Below are 17,846 nucleotides of genomic sequence, written 5' to 3' on the forward strand. Positions count from 1 at the left end.
GCGCTCCGATCGTGGCCGTGCTCCCCTGACTTGGTGCCCTCCCGCCGCTCCGCGGCGACCCGGGACACCCCTGTCCATGACGCCGTACGGCCACCGTGTCCGGGTCTCGGACGGCTGGTCGCGCGGCTGCCGTGGCCGTCGTCGTGGTGGTGCGCTCGGGCAGGACCGCGGCCGATCCGGCCGCGGAGTTCAGCGGGTGGTGCCGTGCTCGGCCAGGGCGCCGGTGACCGCGCGGACGCTCCGGGCGATGTGCTGGAGTTGCAGGACCTCGGCCGCGTACATCTTGATCGTGTGCTCGATGACCGTCTCGGGCAGGCCCAGGCGCGGCAGCTCGGCACGCGCGGTCTGCAGCGCGGTGCGGGCGATCCGGATCTCCTGCTGGACCTGGATCTGCGCGTGCCGGGCCAGCAGCACGGGGTGGCGCATCAGGACCGGGTAGCTCGCGTAGCGCGTCGGCACGAGTTCCCGCAGCCACCTGGCCGCCGAGCGTTCCCAGTCGTAGCTGCCGGGCACCTTGACCTGGCACGGCCAGTCCGGGCTGATGCGCGTCGTCGTGAGAGTCATGATCATCACTTCCGGGTGTGCGGCGTCGGGACGGGTGGTCCGACGTTGTGGGGCGGCCCCGGTCCAGGGGATGACCGGAGCCGCCACGGGCACTCGCGCAGGCGGCGCCCGACCGGACGCCCCGGGCGCCGACTCGGGTAGGGAACGGCTGCCGCGGGGCGGGTGCGGCCGTGAGCAGTATTTATATATGCCATCGGCTTTGCAAGACGCATGAAAACATTCATGCGCGCCCTGTTCTGAATGATCCTCGCGAAATACCGTCTGACCTGGGCGAACGGCGGGCCGCAGGCCCCGGTCGTCACTCCCGCAGGAAGAACTGGTGCTGGTCGGCCACCTGCTCGTACTCCTCCAGCCGGGCCTGGGTCCGCTCCGGCCCGGCGTCCGTCATGGCCTGGAGCAGCGCGGCGGCCAGCACACCGGGCGCCGCGTAGGAGTCGAAGACCAGCCGGGAGCCCGTGCCGGTGGCGAACGTGACGTCGGCCGCGTCGGCCAGCTCCCCCAGCGCCAGATCGGTGACCAGCGCGACGCGCAGCCCGGCACCCCGTGCCACCCGCACCGCGGCGAGCGTCTCGCTGGCGTGCCGGGGCATGGAGAACGCCAGCACCCAGGTGCCGCCCGCCTCGCGGGACTGCAACAGCGCGTCGTAGGCGACACTGCCGCCCCGCGTCACCAGACGCACATCCGGATGGATGCGCCGCGCCGCGTAGGCGAAGTACTCGGCCAGGGACACCGAGATGCGCAGCCCGAGCACCGTCAGCGGCGCCGACTCCGACAGCTCGCGGCCGATCTCGATCAGCCGGTCCGGATCCGCGAAGTCGCGGCGCAGGTTCTCCAGGTTCTCGATCTCGGCGTCCACCGCCGCCTGGAGTTCGTTGCTCCGGTTCTCCTCGGCCGCCCCGCCACCGGCCAGGGTGCCCAGCGCGATCGCCTGGAGTTTCTCCCGCAGCGCCGGGTAGCCGCTGAATCCCACCGCCGCGGCGAACCGGGTCACCGAGGGCTGGCTGACGCCGACGCGCTCCGCGAGGTCGGTGATCGACAGGAAGGCGGCCTCCGTGATGTGTTCGATCAGGTACTGCGCGACGCGCCGCTGCCCGGGGGACAGATGGGGTCCGTCGAAGAGCGCCCTGAGCTGGGAGGTGGGGGAGACCTCCGCCTGGGGGGCCGTCTTTCCCGAGGTGATCGCGGATGCCTGTGCGCGGGCCTGCTGGAGCGAGGGCACCGGCGCGTCTTCTTTGTCTCCCACAGAGACTCAACATAGCTCACCCACCGTGGTGACCAGGGCCGGTGGCGCGGGCCCCCCTGGCATGAGTCCGTCAGAGGGATAGCCGGGCGTGGCGAGGGCACCCGATGCCGGGTAACAGTGACGCCGGAGCGGGCAGGTGACCTCGTATGCGTGCACTCAGTGCACTGGAACTGACCCTGGAGCACCATTGGGCGGCCTTCTGGGCCCGCGTCGTCGGCAGGGAACCGGTGGAGCTCCTCGCCGCGCTGCGCCGCGAGTGCGACGACCACGCCGTGGTGTGCAGCAAGCGTCTGGTCGTGGTCCCCAACGCCTACGACGTCGAACTGGACGCCACCGTCCACGACGAACTGACGCGCCGGGGCAGCCGCGTCGGCCAGGCCCTGACCGACAACCTCGCCCGGCACGCGGAGCACCGGGGCTACGAGTGGGCGGGGCCGCTCACGGTCCACATCGCCAGGGCCCCGAAGCTGCCCAACGGCCGCTACCGGGTGGCGAGTCGGGTGATGCCCCACGTCAGCGCCCGGGAGTTCGAGCGCGCGGCACGTCAGGACCGTCACCACCGGTAGACAGCGGTCACGTGGCCGGCCTCAGTCGTACCGACAGACCCTCCGCCGTGTACACGGGTTCGGCCCGCAGCGTCGGGGAGTCCAGTTCCACGCGGTCGAACCGGCCGCGCAGCGCGCGGGCGTCGAGCACGCGGACCGTGCTGCCCGCGACCGGCGGACGGCCGGCGTCCGGACGCAGCGACAGCACGCCGCCCCGGCCGAGCAGGACCCGTCCGGCCACGCTCAGCGCGGTCGCGTGGTCGCCGCGCAGCGTCAGGTCCAGCACCGTGCCGGACTCCTGGAGGTACGCCCCGCGCACCCGCACCGGCTCGTCGGCCCGCAGCGTCCCGTCCAGGACCCGGACGTCCCCGCACCCCAGCGCCGTCGCCGAACCGGCGACCAGCGTGCCGCCCGCCACCACGGTGCCGCCGGTGTACCGGTTGGCGCCGGTCAGCGTGAGCGTGCCGGTGCCGCGCTTGACGAGCCCACCGCGTCCGTCGATGTCGTTGCGCCAGCTGTCGGCCGCCAGGAAGCCCCCGGCCGCCGCGTCCAGCGTGACGCTCACGTCGGACTCGAAGGAGCCGTAACCGTCCGCCGCCGCGAACAGGTCCAGCCGCCCCCACTGCTCGAACCCGTCGAGGAGGACGTACCCGGAGGGCAGCGCGGTCGTACGCAGCACCGCGCGCCGCTGCGCCGCGTCCAGGTACGGCAGCCGCGTCTCCAGCAGCACCTCCGCGCCCTTGGGCACGGTCAGCGGCGTGTCCCGCCCGTGCCGGGTGAGCACGTACGTCAGCCTCGGCGCGAGGGCACGGGCGTTGGCGTCCCGGTCGGCGTACGGATCGGTGTCCGTACCGGCCGCGTGGGCGTAGGCGTACAGCGTGTCGGCGGACGTGCCCGTGCGCTGCCGGAAGTACGCGAGCGCCTGGGCGCGCGCCGTCGCCTTGAGTTCCGCGTTCGCCGGGTCGGCCAGCGCGGCGGCGGCCAGCGCGGTGGCCATGACACGGCCGCCGATGACGTCGACGGTGGAGTGCATGCCCGACACGATCCGGGTGTGGCTGAGCTCGAACGCCCGCGCCACCAGCTCCTGGAAGCGCTCGGGCACCGCGTACGCGTAGGCCAGGCCCGCCAGATGGAAGGCGTTGGTGTGCCCGCTGGGGAAACCCGCGTCGTCGGCCGGGGAGGTGCCGCGCTGGCGCAGCAACTGCGGGGCGACGACCACCTCCGAGTCGTAGACCGGCCGGCCGAGGGCGTCGGTCCGTCCGGTGTCGACGACCTCGCTGTCCTCGTTCATCCGCCACGGACGCGGGTACTGGAAGGCGTACTTGCCCGGGTTGCCCGAGGCGTACGGGCCGCGCACCATATCGACGAGCCGGGCCACCTGGCCGAGGTCGGAGGTGTACGAGCCCGCTCCCAGCGCCGACCCGGCGGGCGCGTCGGCCGGTACGGCGTCGCTGACCGTGGTCGCCGGGGTGGTGTCCGGCGCGCTGGTGATCGAGGTGACGGCTCTGGCGCCCGCCCGGTACACCTCGGCCAGCGGACCCAGGCCGCCGATCATGGCGTAGCTCTGGTGCTGACGGTCGTAGAGGAAGGCCTCCTTGGCCTGGGCCTCGGTACGGGCGCCGGTGATCCGCGCGCAGTAGCGCATGTCGGCGCGCAGCACCTCGCGGCGCAGCGGCGTGCCCGTGTTCCAGGCGGAACCGGTCTTCCACACCTCGGACATGCCGCCGAGGATCCGTACCACCGCGTTGGTCTCGGGTGTGAGGTTGGTCAGGACGTTCGTCCTGTAGTCGTCGACGAACGCGGCCGGCGCCGTGGCCGCCTTGGCGTCGGCGGCGCTCAGCCAGGTGGTGAGGGCGGGGGCGGCCAGCGATGCCGCCGACCCGCCCAGCGCGGTGCGGAGGAACTGTCTGCGGTTCACGGCGGACGTCGGCATACGTGTGCCTCTCTCGAGCTCATCGGCGCCGCGGCCCGGGGCGGTTGTGCGTTCGGGGCGGCTCGTGCGGAGTTCCGTGCGGTGGCGCGGCGGTGTCCCGCGCGTCGGGGCGGGAACGTCGTGCGGAGAGGTGTTCTGCCTTGCAGCGGAGGGGAGTTGTGTCCCGCGACGGACGGGTCGCGTGAGGCGTACCAGCGAAGGTGTACGGCCGGGGCGTGTCCCGTCGGCGCGGGTCCGGCGACCTCGAGGTGTCCCAGGGGTGAACGAGCCGCCGGCCTCTCACAGGAACGAACCGACCAGCGCGACACCGGGTCCGGCGAAGGACACGGTCGCTCCTGACGGCTAGGCCGCGCCGCAGGCGGCCTCAGGAAGCCGGCGGCTCGTCCTGCGGGGTGATGTTCGCCCTGTCGACGCTCGCGCTCCCGCCCCCACTCATCTGTTCCCTCGTTTTCCGGAAGAGGATGGACGACGGCATGGCCACGTCCGGAACGAAGGGCTGAGCACCGATGCACCTCCCCTACCAACGCGGCCCGTTGCACGATCTCCCCGACACTCCGCAGGCGTACGACGCCGTCCTCGCCGACGTCACCGAGCAGGCCCTCGCCCGCATGACAGCGCGGGGCAGCCTCGAACACCCCGCCGGGGGCTACGACATCGGCGACACCTCGCTCGGCGTCACCGCCCTGCTGGCGCTCGCCTGGCAGCGCTCGAAGGACCCGCGCCTGCCGTCCGCCGTCCGCCGCGCTCTCGCCTTCCATCTGCGGGAGCGGGTGTACCGGGACGACAACCCGGGCTACCCGAACCTCACGGCGCGGGGCACCGAACTGCCGTACGCCCGCTATGTCCTGGAGGCCGGCGCGCACCCCGTAGGCGACTGGCCGAGCACGGTGTGGGCGCTGCTCCAGGCGGTGAACGTGCTGGACGCGGCGGACCGGCTCGTCGACGAGGACCAGCGCGCGGAACTGCTGACGGTCGCGCACGGCTACTGGAACTGGCTCACCGGCGCGACCTTCTTCAACCCGCAGGAGGCGGGCAACCAGGCCATCGGCTGTGTCGTGGGCGGCCTGATGCTGGCCCGCCACCTCCCGCCCGGGCAGGCCGAGCCGGTGCGGGCCCGCGCGCTCGCCCTCTACACCGACGAGATCCGCGCCCGGCGCGTCCGCGACCGGGGCGCGCTGCTGCCTCCCGAGCACGGGGGCGCGTACGACAACAACTACGGCCCGATCTCGCTGTCCTTCCTCGCCCAGGCCCACCGGGTCAGCGGCGCGGCGATGTTCGCCGAGGACGGCGACGCGCTGGCCCGCTACCTCGACGCGCGCCTGACCAACGGCGGCTTCGACCTCGGCGGCCCCCGTTACAGCGAGCAGCACTCCGGCTTCGAGTCGGTCCTCGGCCTGCGCTACTTCAGCCGCCGCATCGGCTCCGACCTGGGCCGCTACCGGGGCGACACGCGCTGGGGCCGGCACGCGGTGAAGGACGACGGCGGCGTCGACGGCCACTTCGCCTTCATGCTGGTCTGGCAGATCCAGGACACCACGCCCTGGCATCGCACGCCCTCGGCGGCTCCGGTCCGCCACCAACTGCGCGCGGGGACGGTCTCGGTGGCTTTCGACGACCGGATGACCCCGGCGCTGCTGGAGGCGGCGGGCACGTACTACCTGCCCGCGGTGGTCGACCGCCAGCACGGCTTCGGCCCGGTGCTCGACGGCTTCCTGATGTCCCGTCCCATGGGCGAGGTCCGGGTCCGCGACGTCCGGGTGGACGCCCTGACGGCCAAACTGGTCACCAAGCCGGTCGTCGGCCGCGACCACGTCCTGTGCCATGTGCGGTCCCTGTACGTCACGGACGGCACGAGCCTGTGGGTGACGGTCGCCGTGGAACGCATGGACGGGACGCCGTACCTGCTGGCCGGGCTGCCGTACGCCACGGACGACGGGGAGCGGGTGCGCAGGACCGCGCGGCCGCGGGTGACGAGCGCGGGGGTCCTGCGGCTCACCCACCCGCGGTCGGCGGGCGTCGACCACTTCGACGCCCGTGCCGGGACCACCCAGGAGCAGGCCGCGTTCGCCCTGGCCGCCGACCCGCGCGGCTACGGCGATCCCGACCAGGGCTGGCGGCACCTGGTGTCCTCCACCGCCCTGGAGGCGGGCCCGGCCCCCGGTGCCCCGGCGGACCTGCACGTGTTCGCCGTGCGCTACGGCCCCGAGGGCCCGTACACGCCCGTCTTCGAGCCGGGCGAGGACGGACTGCGCGTCCGGACGGAGGCCTTCACCGCGCTGATCGGGGACGCGGCGGGGGACGCCCGCGGGGAACCGGAGCTGACGCTGCACGGGTGAGCCAGGCCGGCAGGGGCCGGCCCCCCGTCCCCGTCCGGGGCGATCAGCCTCGCGCGTCCGGGTCCGGGGCCGTGTCGGCCTTCGCCTTCGTGTCCGCGTCCGTGTCGGTGTTCGCCTTCGCGTCCGGCAGGGCCGTCGTCGGCACCACCAGGTCCGCGCGGGCGCGGGTCCCCGCCACCAGGTCGGCGTTGCGCTGGTCCGTGCCCAGCACCCACGCCACAGCTTCCTCGTGGCCCTTGCCGAACTCCTCGTGCCGGGCGGTCAGCCGCCGGATCCGCTCCGGCTCGTCCAGCTCGCAGAACCACACCTCGTCCAGCTGCGCCCGCACCCGCGACCACGAGCCCGTCCCCAGCAGCAGGTAGTTGCCCTCCGTCACGACCAGCCGGGCCGTCGGCGGCACCGGGATCGCCCCCGCGATCGGCTGTTCCAGCACCCGCTCGAACCCGGGCGCGTACACGGTCTCCTGACCGTCCGGTTCCTCCCGCAGCCGGCGCAGCAGCGCCGCGTACCCGGCCGCGTCGAAGGTGTCCGGCGCGCCCTTGCGGCCACGGCGGCCGAGCCGGTCCAGCTCGACATCGGCGAGGTGGAAGCCGTCCATCGGGACATGCGCGGCCCAAGCGGGCCCGGCGCCGTTCAACTCCCGTACCAGGCGCGCGGCGAGGGTCGTCTTGCCCGCTCCCGGACTCCCCGTGATACCGAGGACCGCCCGGTGCCCCGGCCGTACCAGCGCCGCGGCCCGGCGGACCAGATCCTCGAAGGCCATGTGCGTACACCTCACCGGAAGACCCCCCGATGCGCCGCGTTCACCTGACCCGGCATGAGCGGCCGATCCTACCCAGGGCACGGGGACGAGATTTCCTCCCCTGTGGCGCGCGCCACCCCGTGGACGCCGTTCAACGGGGAACGGTCACTGTATGACGCAGCTCGGTCTACCCGAAGACATCCAGGCCTGCCTCTTCGACCTCGACGGGGTCGTCACCAAGACCGCCGTCGTGCACGCGGCCGCCTGGAAGGAGACGTTCGACGCGTTCCTGCGCGAACGCGACGGCGAACACTTCCGGCCGTTCGACGCCGGGGCCGACTACGACGAGTACGTCGACGGCCGCCCGCGCGCCGACGGCGTGCGCACCTTCCTCGCCTCCCGGGACATCGAACTGCCCGAGGGGGACCCCGGCGACCCGCCGGACGCCGGTACGGTCAACGGCCTCGGCAACCACAAGAACGAACTGCTCCTGAAGCGGATCCGCACCGACGGCGTCGAGGCCTACGAGGGCACCCTGCGCTATCTCGACGCGGTACGCGCGCACGGGCTGCGCACCGCGATCGTCTCCTCCAGCGCCAACACCCTCGACGTGCTGCGCTCGATCGGCGCCGAGCACCTCTTCGAGGTACGCGTCGACGGTGTGGTGGCCGCCGAACGGAAGCTGCCGGGCAAGCCGCACCCCGACACGTTCCTCGCCGCGGCCCGCGACCTCGGCGTCGAACCGGCCCGCGCCGCCGTCTTCGAGGACGCCCTGGCCGGGATGGACGCGGGCCGCACCGGCCACTTCGGCTACGTCGTCGGCGTCGACCGCACCGGACAGACCGACGCGCTCTACGCGCACGGCGCGGACGTCGTCGTGAAGGACCTCGCCGAGCTGGGAGGCCGGGCGTGATCACTCAACGGTCGTACACCGTGGAGCCGTGGGCCGTGCGCGAGACCGCCCTCCGGCTCGACGTGCTCGCCCAGAGCGAGTCCGTGTTCGCGCTGTCGAACGGCCATGTCGGCTGGCGCGGCAACCTCGACGAGGGCGAACCGCACGGCCTGCCCGGCTCCTACCTCAACGGCGTGCACGAACTGCACCCGCTGCCCTACGCCGAGGCCGGCTACGGCTACCCGGAGTCGGGCCAGACCGTCATCAACGTCACCAACGGCAAGGTGCTGCGGCTGCTCGTCGACGACGAGCCCTTCGACCTGCGCTACGGACGCCTCGTCGCCCACGAACGCACCCTGGACCTGCGCCGGGGGGTGCTGGAGCGGGTGTGCGAGTGGACCTCGCCCGCCGGGACGACCGTACGGCTGCGGTCGACCCGGCTGGTCTCCCTCACCCAGCGGGCGATCGCGGCCGTGGCGTACGAGGTGGAGGCCGTCGGCGCCCGGTCGCGCATCGTCATCCAGTCGGAACTGGTCGCCAACGAGAGCCTGCCTGAGCCGGACGGCGACCCGCGCGCGGCGAAGGCGCTGAAGTCGCCGCTGGAGCCCGAGGAGGACTTCGCCCTCGGCCGGCGGCTGCGTCTCGTGCACCGCACCCGGCGCAGCGGTCTGCGGGTGGCCGTCGCCGCCGACCACACCGTGACCGGTCCCGAGCGCACCACGACGAGCGCCGAGAGCAACGTCGACGTGGCCCGGCTGACCGTCACCTCCGTGCTCGAGCCGGGCGAGCGGCTGCGGGTGGCGAAGCTGGTCGCGCACGGCTGGTCCGGGGCCCGTTCCCGGCCCGCGATGAGCGACCAGGTCGAGGCGGCCCTCGCGGCGGCCGGACACAGCGGCTGGGAGGGCCTCCTCGACGAGCAGCGGGCCTACCTCGACGACTTCTGGGCGCGCGCCGATGTCGAGGTCGACGGGGACGAGGAGATCCAGCAGGCCGTCCGCTTCGCCCTCTTCCACGTGCTCCAGGCCGGGGCGCGCGCGGAACGGCGCGCGATACCCGCCAAGGGCCTGACCGGCTCCGGCTACGACGGCCACGCCTTCTGGGACACCGAGACCTTCGTCCTGCCGCTGCTGACCTACACCGCGCCCGAGGCCGTGGCCGAGGCGCTGCGCTGGCGGCACAGCACCCTGCCCGCGGCCCGCGAACGCGCTACCCAACTCGGCCTGCGCGGCGCCGCGTTCCCCTGGCGGACCATCGAGGGGTCGGAAGGGTCGGCCTACTGGCCGGCGGGCACGGCGGCCTTCCATGTCAACGCCGACATCGCCGGCGCGGCGGTGCGTTACACGCAGGCGACCGGCGACACCGACTTCGAGCGGGAGACGGGCCTCGAACTGCTGGTGGAGACAGCCCGGCTGTGGCGCTCCCTGGGACACCACGATCCGCGCGGTGCCTTCCACATCGACGGGGTCACCGGCCCCGACGAGTACAGCGCGGTCGCGGACGACAACACCTACACCAACCTCATGGCCCGGACGAACCTGCTGGCCGCGGCCGACGCCGTCGAACGCCACCCGGAGGCGGCGGCCCGGCTCGGCGCCGACGTGGAGGAGAGCGCGGCCTGGCGGGACGCCGCCGAGGCCGTGTACATCCCCTACAACGACGAACTCGGCGTCCACGAGCAGCACGAGGGCTTCACGCGCTACCAGCGCTGGGACTTCGCGGCCACGAACCCCGACCAGTACCCCCTGCTGCTGCACTTCCCCTACTTCGACCTCTACCGCAAACAGGTCGTCAAACAGGCCGACCTGGTCCTGGCGATGTACACCTGCGGCAGCTTCTTCGACGAGGAGCAGATCGCCCGCAACTTCGCCTACTACGAACCGCTGACCGTACGGGACTCCTCGCTGTCCGCGTGCTGCCAGGCCGTCGTCGCCGCCCAGGCGGGCCACCTGGGCCTCGCCTACGCCTACACCGCCGAGGCGGCGCTGATGGACCTCGCCGACCTGGAGCACAACACCCGCGACGGACTGCACATCGCGTCGCTGGCCGGTACCTGGACGGCGCTGGTCGCGGGCTTCGGCGGGCTGCGCGACGACGGCGGCACCCTCAGGTTCGCGCCCCGGCTGCCCGAACGGTTCGGCCGCCTGGCCTTCACCCTCCAACTCCTCGGCCGACGCCTGCGCGTGGAGATCGGCCAGGACAAGGCCACGTACACACTGCTGTCCGGTGCCCCGCTGACGATCCGTCACCACGGGCAGTCCGTCACCCTGAACGGCGACGGCCCGGCGGTCCGCCCGGTCCCGCCGACTGCGGCACGCCAGGCGCCCGAACAGCCGCCGCACCGCGCCCCGAGCCCCCGCTGACCCCGGTGGCGACCGCGGATCGGGCCGCGGTCGTCGTCAGGCGCCCACCGTCAGCTCCTTGCGCCATCTGACGAGTTGCTGCTGCGGATCCCCGGTGTACGACCACGGAGTGCGCGTCGCCCGCGGGCCCAGCATCCGCAGCAGCGCCCCGGCGACGTCCTCGGCACCCGCCATGCAGGCCGCGTGCGCCAGGTGGTTGAGGTCGCGCAGCTCCGCGGGCTCGGCCGGACCGTCCGGGCGCTCCGCGATCCAGCGCTGCCAGGTGCGCCGTACGTCGCTCACCGCGCCGTCGTTGTTCCAGTGCTGTCCCAGTCGCACCGAGGCCTGTCTGCCCTTCGCGGCGTCCAGGGCGTAGCGGTACTCCTCGACCCGCGCGTACTGCACCAGGACCGGCAGCGCGCAGCCGGGCGGTGCCGCGCCGGCCGCGTCGCGGGCGAAGTCGTACATGAGGCCGTGCGTGCCGTGCCAGCGTGAGGAGTAGTAGTGCAGCACCTGGAGGTGACCCTCCACGCTGTACGGGTCACGCCGGTGCAACTCGTCCCACCAGCGAGCCAGTTCCCGCCGCCGTACGCCCGACGGGTACAGCCGGGCGACGGAGATCAGGGAGATCCACGGCGTCGGGTCCTGCGGATACACCTCGGCGGCACGAAGGCAGGCCAGCACCGCCGTGTCGACCCGCCGCTGGTCGACGGGCACCCCCCGGCCCGTGGCGATGGCGAGGTTGAACACCCGGGCGGTCTCCGTCGCCGCCCGCAGCACCAGCGCGTCGGCGCTGTGCGGCTCGGCGGCCAGCCAGGTCTCGACCGTCGAACTGCCCGCGCAGGCCTGCGCCAGCAGCCGGACCCGGTGGCCTCGCACCGGCCAGTCGCCGCCGGTGGCGCGCAGCAGGTCCCGCAGGCCCTGCCAGCGGCCGATGACGATGTCCTGCCGGGCGGAGGTGAGGGCCGTGTCCCCGCAGTCGGGGTCGAAGTCGGGAGCGAAACGGTCTCGCGCCATCGGGTTCCCCCTCAGAAGTCGGTGGGGAGACCCTCGTGGGCGACCGCGCTGGCGGTCGCGCGGTCGGCGGGAACGTACTCGCTCACGACGGTGCGGGTCGCGTCCAGCCGGGCGGGCCGGTAGTAGTCGCTGCCCTGCCTCCAGTACCAGAACATCGGCACCAGGCCGGCGGCCAGCCCGCCGAGCCCGATCGCGATGGCGGCGCCGCTGAGTTCACCGAGCGACTCGACGAAGATCCAGAACATGAACAGGGCGCCCAGCAGCGGCCACACCCCGCCGAACAGGAAGTGGGCCGGCGAGCGCAGCAGCGTCTTGCGGTAGGCGACGACCACCGCCAGGCCCGCGAGACCGTAGTACACGGCGATCTGCAGACCGATGGCCGAGATGGCGTCCGCGAGGATCTCCCCGACCGAGCCGAGCGCGTTGGCGGCGACGAACATCGCCAGTGCGACCCCGCCGACCACCGTGATCGCCACCCAGGGCGTGTTCCAGGTGCGGTGCACCCGGCCCAGCGCGGCCGGCAGCGTACGGTCCCGGCCCATCGCGAAGAGGGAGCGCGTGACCTGGATGAGCGTGGTCTCCAGCGTGGCGATGGTGGACAGCATCACCGACACGATCAGCAGCTTCCCGCCCCAGCCCGGCCAGATCTCGTCGCCGAGCGCGCCCAGCACGTTGGCGCCGTTCGCCGCGATCTGCCGGTCCGACAGGATCACGTTCACCGCGACGGTGAAGACCTCGAAGAGCAGGAAGACGATACCCACGCCGATGAGGCCCGCGAGTCCCGTCGTACGACGGCTGTTGCGGGTCTCCTCGCTCAGATTGCTGGTGACGTCCCAGCCCCAGTAGTAGAACGCGGCGACCAGCGCGCCCGACGCGAACCCCGACACGCCGTCGAAGTGGCCGAAGCCGAACCAGGACCAGTCGAAGGCCCGCGCGTTGCCCGTGTGGAACAGCGCGAGGACCGCGAACAGGGCCAGCACGGCCAGTTCGACGCCCGACATGACGAGCTGCGCGCGGACCGTGAGCCGGGCGCCGCCGAGCACCACCCCCAGCATGACCAGGAACCAGGCGGCACCGACGACGGTCGACAGGGCGGTGTCGTCGGCGAGGCTCTCGTCGAAGAGGGCGAGCGTCATCGACCCCGCCGGGAGCGAGCCGGCCACCATGAAGATGGTCGCCGAGATCACCAGCGCCCAGCCGCTGATGAACCCCAGGAACGGGTGGAGCGTGCGCCCCACCCACGAGTAACTGGCGCCCGCGTTCACGTCGATACGGCCCAGGTAGCTGAAGGCCAGCGCGATGCCGAGCATGGGTATCGCGCAGTACAGCAGCGCCGCGGGGCTGGCGAGACCGACCGCGCCCACCAGCACGGCGGTGGTGGCGGCCAGCGAGTAGGCCGGAGCGCTGCCCGCGACCGCCATCACCACCGTGTCGAACGTGCCGAGGACGTTGGCCTGTAGCCCTCTGCCCCTGTTGCTGCTCATGGTTGTGCTGCTTTCCGTCGTGCACGACGCGAGGGCGACCTGCCCCGACGACGCTGGGGGGTGGGGGGTTGCGGCCGCCTTGTACCGGAGAGAGTTGACCTCGGTCAGGGACGGCGAAAAGCCGGTGGTTACCGTTCAGCCGCTGCGTCGACGGACGGTCACACCGCGTGTGCGTGTGATGATAACCCCAAGAGTCCCCCGGTCAGTCCCCGATCCGGTCCAACTGGCGCAGCTTGTTGGTGGCGTCCAGCGCGGCGACCTTGTAGGACTCCGCCAGCGTCGGGTAGTTGAACACCGCGTCGACGAGATAGTCGACCGTGCCTCCGCATCCCATGACGGACTGTCCGATGTGGATCAGCTCGGTGGCCCCGGTGCCGAAGCAGTGCACACCGAGCAGCTTGCGGTCCGCCGGGGAGACCAGCAGCTTCAGCATGCCGTGCGCGTCACCGATGATCTGGCCGCGGGCCAGCTCGCGGTAACGGGCGATGCCGACCTCGAACGGCACGCAGTCCTCGGTGAGCTGGTCCTCGGTCCGGCCCACGAAGCTGATCTCCGGAATGGTGTAGATGCCGATCGGCTGGAGGTGGTGCATCTGCCCGACGGGCTCGCCGTAGGCGTGGTAGGCGGCCGAACGCCCCTGCTCCATCGACGTGGCGGCCAGCGCCGGGAAGCCGATGACGTCGCCGACGGCGTAGATGTGCGGGACCTGGGTGCGGTAGTTCTCGTCCACGGTGATCCGGCCCCGGGCGTCGGCGGCCAGTCCCGCCTTCTCCAGGTCGAGGTCGTCGGTCAGGCCCTGCCGGCCCGCCGAGTACATCACCGCGTCCGCAGGGATCTTCTTGCCGCTCTCCAAAACCGTGAGGGTGCCGCGCGCGTGACGTTCGACGGCGGCGACGGTCTCCCCGAACCGGAAGGCGACCGCGAGGTCCCGCAGGTGGTACTTGAGCGACTCGATGACCTCGACGTCGCACATGTCGAGCATCCCGGCCCGCTTCTCGACCACGGTGACCTTGCTGCCCAGCGCGGCGAACATGGAGGCGTACTCCATGCCGATCACGCCCGCGCCGACGATCACCATCGAGCGGGGGACCCGTTCGATGGTGAGAACGTTGTCGGAGTCGAGGATCGTGCGCCCGTCGAACTCCACGGTGTCGGGCCGGGCCGGCCGGGTGCCGGTCGCGATGACGATGTGCTCGGCGCTCAACTGGCGTTCCTGGCCGCTCGCTTCGCGCAGGGCGACCGTGTGGGGGTCGACGAAGCGGCCCGTACCGGAGTACAGGGCTATGTGGTTGCGGGAGAGTTGGTTGCGGACGACGTCGACCTCGCGGCCGACCACGTGCTGGGTGCGGGCGGTCAGGTCGCCGACGGTGATGTCGTCCTTGAGCCGGTAGCTCTGTCCGTACAGATCGCGCTGGGTGAGCCCGGTCAGGTAGAGCACCGCCTCCCGCAACGTCTTGGAAGGGATGGTGCCGGTGTGGATGGAGACCCCACCGACCATGTCGGGGCGGTCGACGACGGCGACCCGGCGGCCGAGCTTGGCGGCTGCGATGGCGGCCTTCTGGCCACCGGGTCCTGAACCGAGGACGAGCATGTCGAAGTCGGGCACCCTCCGGAGTCTGTCAGCCCGAAGGTGACTTTCGGAAGGGTGTGGTTGGCCGGGAACGGCCTACCGGCTTCTAGGGCAGCAGCTTCTCCATGGCGGCGGGCCCCTCCTGGTCCAGCTTGCGCCGGGCCCATTCCAGATTGCGCGGTGTCAGGTCCCGGCCCGTGGCGAGCACCAGGTCCTCCGGTGCCACCTCGCTGCCGGTGCGGGTGTGGAGCAGGCTGTCCGGGGTGACGGACTCCCGGGACTGCCGGGACGCGTCGGGCTGTGACGTCTCCATGATCTCTGCTCCTCGGGTCCGGTGCGGACTGCTTCGGCCCGGTGCCGACACCGGGCCCACTATCACCATTCATCGCCTGCGCCCGGTGTGCATCCGGAGGCCCGGGTGCGCGGCCGCGCGACTGGGACGCACCGGAGCCCGCGACGGCGTCCACCGAGGCGGGCGCCACCGCGTGCCCGGCAACGAACGCGCAGGTCAGGAAGCCGGGGCCGACTCCGGGGCCGGCCCCGGTCCGGGGGCCGGCCGCGAGGTCTCGGGCGCGAGGACGAGCATCGTGACGTCGTCGCGCGCGAAGGTCGTACCGCAGAACCGCAGCACGTCGTCCCAGATCCGGTCGGCCAGCGACTCCGGCCCCTCGCCGTGCTCGGCGGCGAGGACGGGCAGCCGCTCGGGCAGCGGGTAGAACGCGCCGCCGGCGTCCCGGGCCTCCCAGACGCCGTCGGAGGCCAGCACCAGGCGGTCGTCCGGCCGCAGCCGCACCGTGCGCGCCTCGTGCCGCCCGGGGTCGGGCAGCCCCAGCCCGAGCGGGGGCCACGGCGAGCTCCCGATCTCCGTGGCCGTGCCGTCCCGCAGCAGCAGGGGCGGCGGATGACCACAGGTCACGATCCGCACCGCGGCCGCGTCCGGCGTGAACTCCAGCAGCACGGCCGTCGCGAACAGCTCGTCGTGCCGGTCCTGCGCGGTGCCCAGCAGCAGCCGGCGGTCCAGCCGGGCGCCGACCGCCTCCAGGTCCGGCTGGTCCAGCACCGCCTCCCGGAACGCCCCCAGCAGCAGCGCCACCGTCCCCACGGCCATCAGCCCGTGCCCCCGCACGTCCCCCAGGACCGCCCGTACGCCGTAGGGACCGTCCCGCACGTCGAAGAAGTCGCCGCCGACGAGGGTGCCACGCTGTGCCGCCCGGTACAGGGCCGCACAGCGCACCGGCCCGACCCGCTCCGGAACCGGCGGCACGACCGCGCGCTGCGCCGCCTCGGCCACCGTGCGTTCCAGGTCCAGCTGGGCGTCCCGGCGGCTGCGCACGAACGACACGAAGATGCTCAGCAGCGCGACGAAACAGATGGTGAGCAGGTCGGTGTTGCCGGGGTGGTTCAGCCGGAACGCGGGGACGACCAGTACCGCGACCGCCAGGACGCCGAGGAGGGCGGTCGAGACCGGCCCGTACGACAGCACCGCCATCGGCGGGATGGCGCCCAGCAGGAAGCCGATGTCGAGCGGATCGGGGCTCAGCAGCGTGGCGATCATCACGGCGAGGACCAGGGCCAGTGGCATCGCCCGCACCCACCGGGGCGGCGGCGCGCCGCGCAGCCAGCCCCGCCGGTCCAGGCGGGGTGCCAAGGCGCGCAGGCTTCCCACACCACCACGCTCCTACGCCTGCCCGCGAGCCGCACGCCAGGGACTTCGGCCCGCGGCGGAGCGCCCGGCCCGCGTCGGCCGGGCGGCACAGCGGCCCGCGTCAGCCCTTCTGGACGGTCAGCAGCGCTTCGGCCGCCGTGAGGATCTCGGTGACCCGCAGCGCGAAAGCGGCGTCGCACGGGTGCGCGGTGCCGGTGCGGGCGGCCTCGCCCAGGGCGTCGATCGCGCGGCCGAAGGCGGGCAGGGCGCCTTCGGAGCTCTCCGGAAGAACGGTCACCCCGTGCTCGCCCCGGAGCTCCACCGTCGACCCCGCAGCGGCGGGCGGCGCGGTGAGGCTGAGGGCCAGCGTGCTGGAGGCACCGCCGGCGTGTTCCAGGACCGCGTGCACGGTGTCACCGGGGCCGGGGGCCACCGCGGCCACGTGCCGGACGTCGCCGAGCACCGGGAGCAGTACGGACAGGGCGTGCGGACCCACGTCCCACAGGGCGCCCTTCTCCCGCCGCCACGGCGAGTCCGCGAACGGGCTGTCGCTCGTGAACACCGCGCCGATCCACTGCGCCCGGCCGGTGAACCAGCCGCCGGCGCCCGCCTGCTCGGTGATCCAGCCCTCGGCGTCGGGCTGGAAGCGGGTGGTGAAGAAGACCACCGAGGCGACACCGGCCTCCCGCACCGCGTCGACCACGGCCCGGCCCCGCTCGACGGTCGTGGCGATCGGCTTGTCGAGCAGCAGATGGCAGCCGGCCCGGGCCGCCCGCGCCGCGAGGTCCGCCTGGACGTCCGGCGGCAGGGCCACGGCCACGGCGTCGACATCGGCGAACAGGGCGTCCACGTCGTCGTAGGCCGTCGTCCCGTGCCGTTCGGCCAGTTCCTTCGCCGCGTCGGCGCGGCGGCCCCACACGCCCGTGAACTCGACCTCGGGGTGCGCGTCGAGAGCGGGGGCGTGGACCATCCGCGCCCAGGGGCCGGTGCCGAGGAGTCCGATGCGCATGCCGCCGCCTTTCACAGTGCCGGACAGGGTGCCGACCGGTGCCCTGGCGGCGGCCGGTCGTCGCTGAGCCTCGCACACGACCCGGCCGCCGCGCACCTGGGGGTTCAGGCCGCGCGGGGCGCCGCCGCCGTCTCGGCCGCGGCCTCGGGCACCGGCACGGCCGCCGCGGCGCGGCGAGCGCCCCGGAGCAGCCGCGGCCGTCGCCGGCCGACGGCGTGCCGGGGCCGCGAGGGAGCGGGACGGTACAGACGGTCCTCCACCCGGTCCATCACGACCAGCAGCACGGACAGGAGCGGCAGCAGCAGTACGGCGATCAGGACCATGGCATCCCCTCGGCCTGGCGACACCACGCGGGTGCTCCGTTCCGCGCCGGTGATGCGTGTGCGACAGGTGAAGAATCGGTGACGGTCCGGGGGACCCCGACCCGACGGGCGGGAAAGTCCGCCGACCCGTTGCGCGAGCAACGCGCCTTCGACGGCTGCACTTTGGTCCGTGGACTGGAACGCCCGAAGGTCAAGTCCCTAGGA

General features: G+C 73.1%; 15 protein-coding genes. 4 read left to right on the top strand and 11 right to left on the bottom strand.

Annotated features, from left to right (window positions below):
• Positions 1-189 precede the first annotated feature (189 nt).
• Together ACWCQK_RS22335 and ACWCQK_RS22340 are read right to left on the bottom strand one after the other, a co-directional pair.
• The gene (locus ACWCQK_RS22335) at positions 190-570 is read right to left on the bottom strand and encodes a hypothetical protein (protein WP_451157423.1); all 381 of its coding nucleotides are present in this window, start codon (positions 568-570) and stop codon (positions 190-192) included.
• A 292-nt stretch (positions 571-862) separates the two neighbouring features.
• On the bottom strand, positions 863-1,783 hold the full coding sequence (locus tag ACWCQK_RS22340) for a MurR/RpiR family transcriptional regulator (RefSeq protein WP_451157814.1): 921 nt from the start codon (positions 1,781-1,783) through the stop codon (positions 863-865).
• A 170-nt stretch (positions 1,784-1,953) separates the two neighbouring features.
• Here ACWCQK_RS22340 and ACWCQK_RS22345 point away from each other — a divergent pair, with 170 nt between their 5' ends.
• Positions 1,954-2,373 carry a DUF3662 domain-containing protein gene (locus ACWCQK_RS22345; RefSeq protein ID WP_451157425.1) on the top strand — a complete coding sequence of 140 codons (420 nt, stop codon included), beginning with the start codon at positions 1,954-1,956 and terminating at the stop codon, positions 2,371-2,373.
• Positions 2,374-2,380: 7 nt separating this feature from the next.
• On the opposite strand, the gene ACWCQK_RS22350 is transcribed toward ACWCQK_RS22345, so the two are convergent.
• A complete protein-coding gene (locus ACWCQK_RS22350) occupies positions 2,381-4,285 on the bottom strand; it encodes a phosphatase PAP2 family protein (RefSeq protein WP_451157426.1) in 1,905 nt (634 codons plus the stop codon).
• A 506-nt stretch (positions 4,286-4,791) separates the two neighbouring features.
• Here ACWCQK_RS22350 and ACWCQK_RS22355 point away from each other — a divergent pair.
• Positions 4,792-6,621: a hypothetical protein gene (locus ACWCQK_RS22355; protein WP_451157428.1), complete on the top strand. Its 1,830-nt coding sequence runs from the start codon at positions 4,792-4,794 to the stop codon at positions 6,619-6,621.
• Positions 6,622-6,664: 43 nt separating this feature from the next.
• On the opposite strand, the gene ACWCQK_RS22360 is transcribed toward ACWCQK_RS22355, so the two are convergent.
• Complete coding sequence (locus tag ACWCQK_RS22360; protein WP_451157430.1) at positions 6,665-7,384, bottom strand: nucleoside/nucleotide kinase family protein; 720 nt, start codon at positions 7,382-7,384, stop codon at positions 6,665-6,667.
• A 151-nt stretch (positions 7,385-7,535) separates the two neighbouring features.
• Between ACWCQK_RS22360 and ACWCQK_RS22365 the strand changes: the two genes are divergently transcribed.
• Both ACWCQK_RS22365 and ACWCQK_RS22370 read left to right on the top strand, forming a co-directional pair.
• Positions 7,536-8,276: an HAD family hydrolase gene (locus tag ACWCQK_RS22365; RefSeq protein ID WP_451157432.1), complete on the top strand. Its 741-nt coding sequence runs from the start codon at positions 7,536-7,538 to the stop codon at positions 8,274-8,276.
• On the top strand, positions 8,273-10,615 hold the full coding sequence (locus ACWCQK_RS22370; RefSeq protein ID WP_451157434.1) for a glycoside hydrolase family 65 protein: 2,343 nt from the start codon (positions 8,273-8,275) through the stop codon (positions 10,613-10,615). The genes ACWCQK_RS22365 and ACWCQK_RS22370 overlap by 4 nt, the downstream gene beginning before the upstream one ends.
• A gap of 36 nt (positions 10,616-10,651) precedes the next feature.
• Here ACWCQK_RS22370 and ACWCQK_RS22375 read toward each other — a convergent pair whose 3' ends face one another.
• From ACWCQK_RS22375 to ACWCQK_RS22405, 7 genes are all read right to left on the bottom strand, one after another.
• Positions 10,652-11,611, bottom strand: coding sequence for a hypothetical protein (locus ACWCQK_RS22375; RefSeq protein ID WP_451157436.1), 960 nt, complete (start codon positions 11,609-11,611; stop codon positions 10,652-10,654).
• 11 nt (positions 11,612-11,622) lie between these two features.
• Positions 11,623-13,095, bottom strand: a complete 1,473-nt coding sequence (locus ACWCQK_RS22380; RefSeq protein ID WP_451157438.1) for an APC family permease — start codon at positions 13,093-13,095, stop codon at positions 11,623-11,625.
• A 202-nt stretch (positions 13,096-13,297) separates the two neighbouring features.
• Positions 13,298-14,701 carry a Si-specific NAD(P)(+) transhydrogenase gene (gene sthA, locus ACWCQK_RS22385; protein ID WP_451157440.1) on the bottom strand — a complete coding sequence of 468 codons (1,404 nt, stop codon included), beginning with the start codon at positions 14,699-14,701 and terminating at the stop codon, positions 13,298-13,300.
• 70 nt (positions 14,702-14,771) lie between these two features.
• Positions 14,772-14,978, bottom strand: a complete 207-nt coding sequence (locus ACWCQK_RS22390; protein ID WP_451157442.1) for a hypothetical protein — start codon at positions 14,976-14,978, stop codon at positions 14,772-14,774.
• Between the two features lie 195 nt (positions 14,979-15,173).
• Positions 15,174-16,331, bottom strand: a complete 1,158-nt coding sequence (locus ACWCQK_RS22395; RefSeq protein ID WP_451157443.1) for a PP2C family protein-serine/threonine phosphatase — start codon at positions 16,329-16,331, stop codon at positions 15,174-15,176.
• A gap of 100 nt (positions 16,332-16,431) precedes the next feature.
• Positions 16,432-17,319, bottom strand: a complete 888-nt coding sequence (locus ACWCQK_RS22400; protein WP_451157445.1) for a Gfo/Idh/MocA family protein — start codon at positions 17,317-17,319, stop codon at positions 16,432-16,434.
• Positions 17,320-17,423: 104 nt separating this feature from the next.
• Complete coding sequence (locus ACWCQK_RS22405; RefSeq protein ID WP_451157447.1) at positions 17,424-17,642, bottom strand: hypothetical protein; 219 nt, start codon at positions 17,640-17,642, stop codon at positions 17,424-17,426.
• Between the last annotated feature and the right edge of the window lie 204 nt (positions 17,643-17,846).

It is taken from the genome of Streptomyces sp. NPDC002306, from assembly GCF_053593435.1.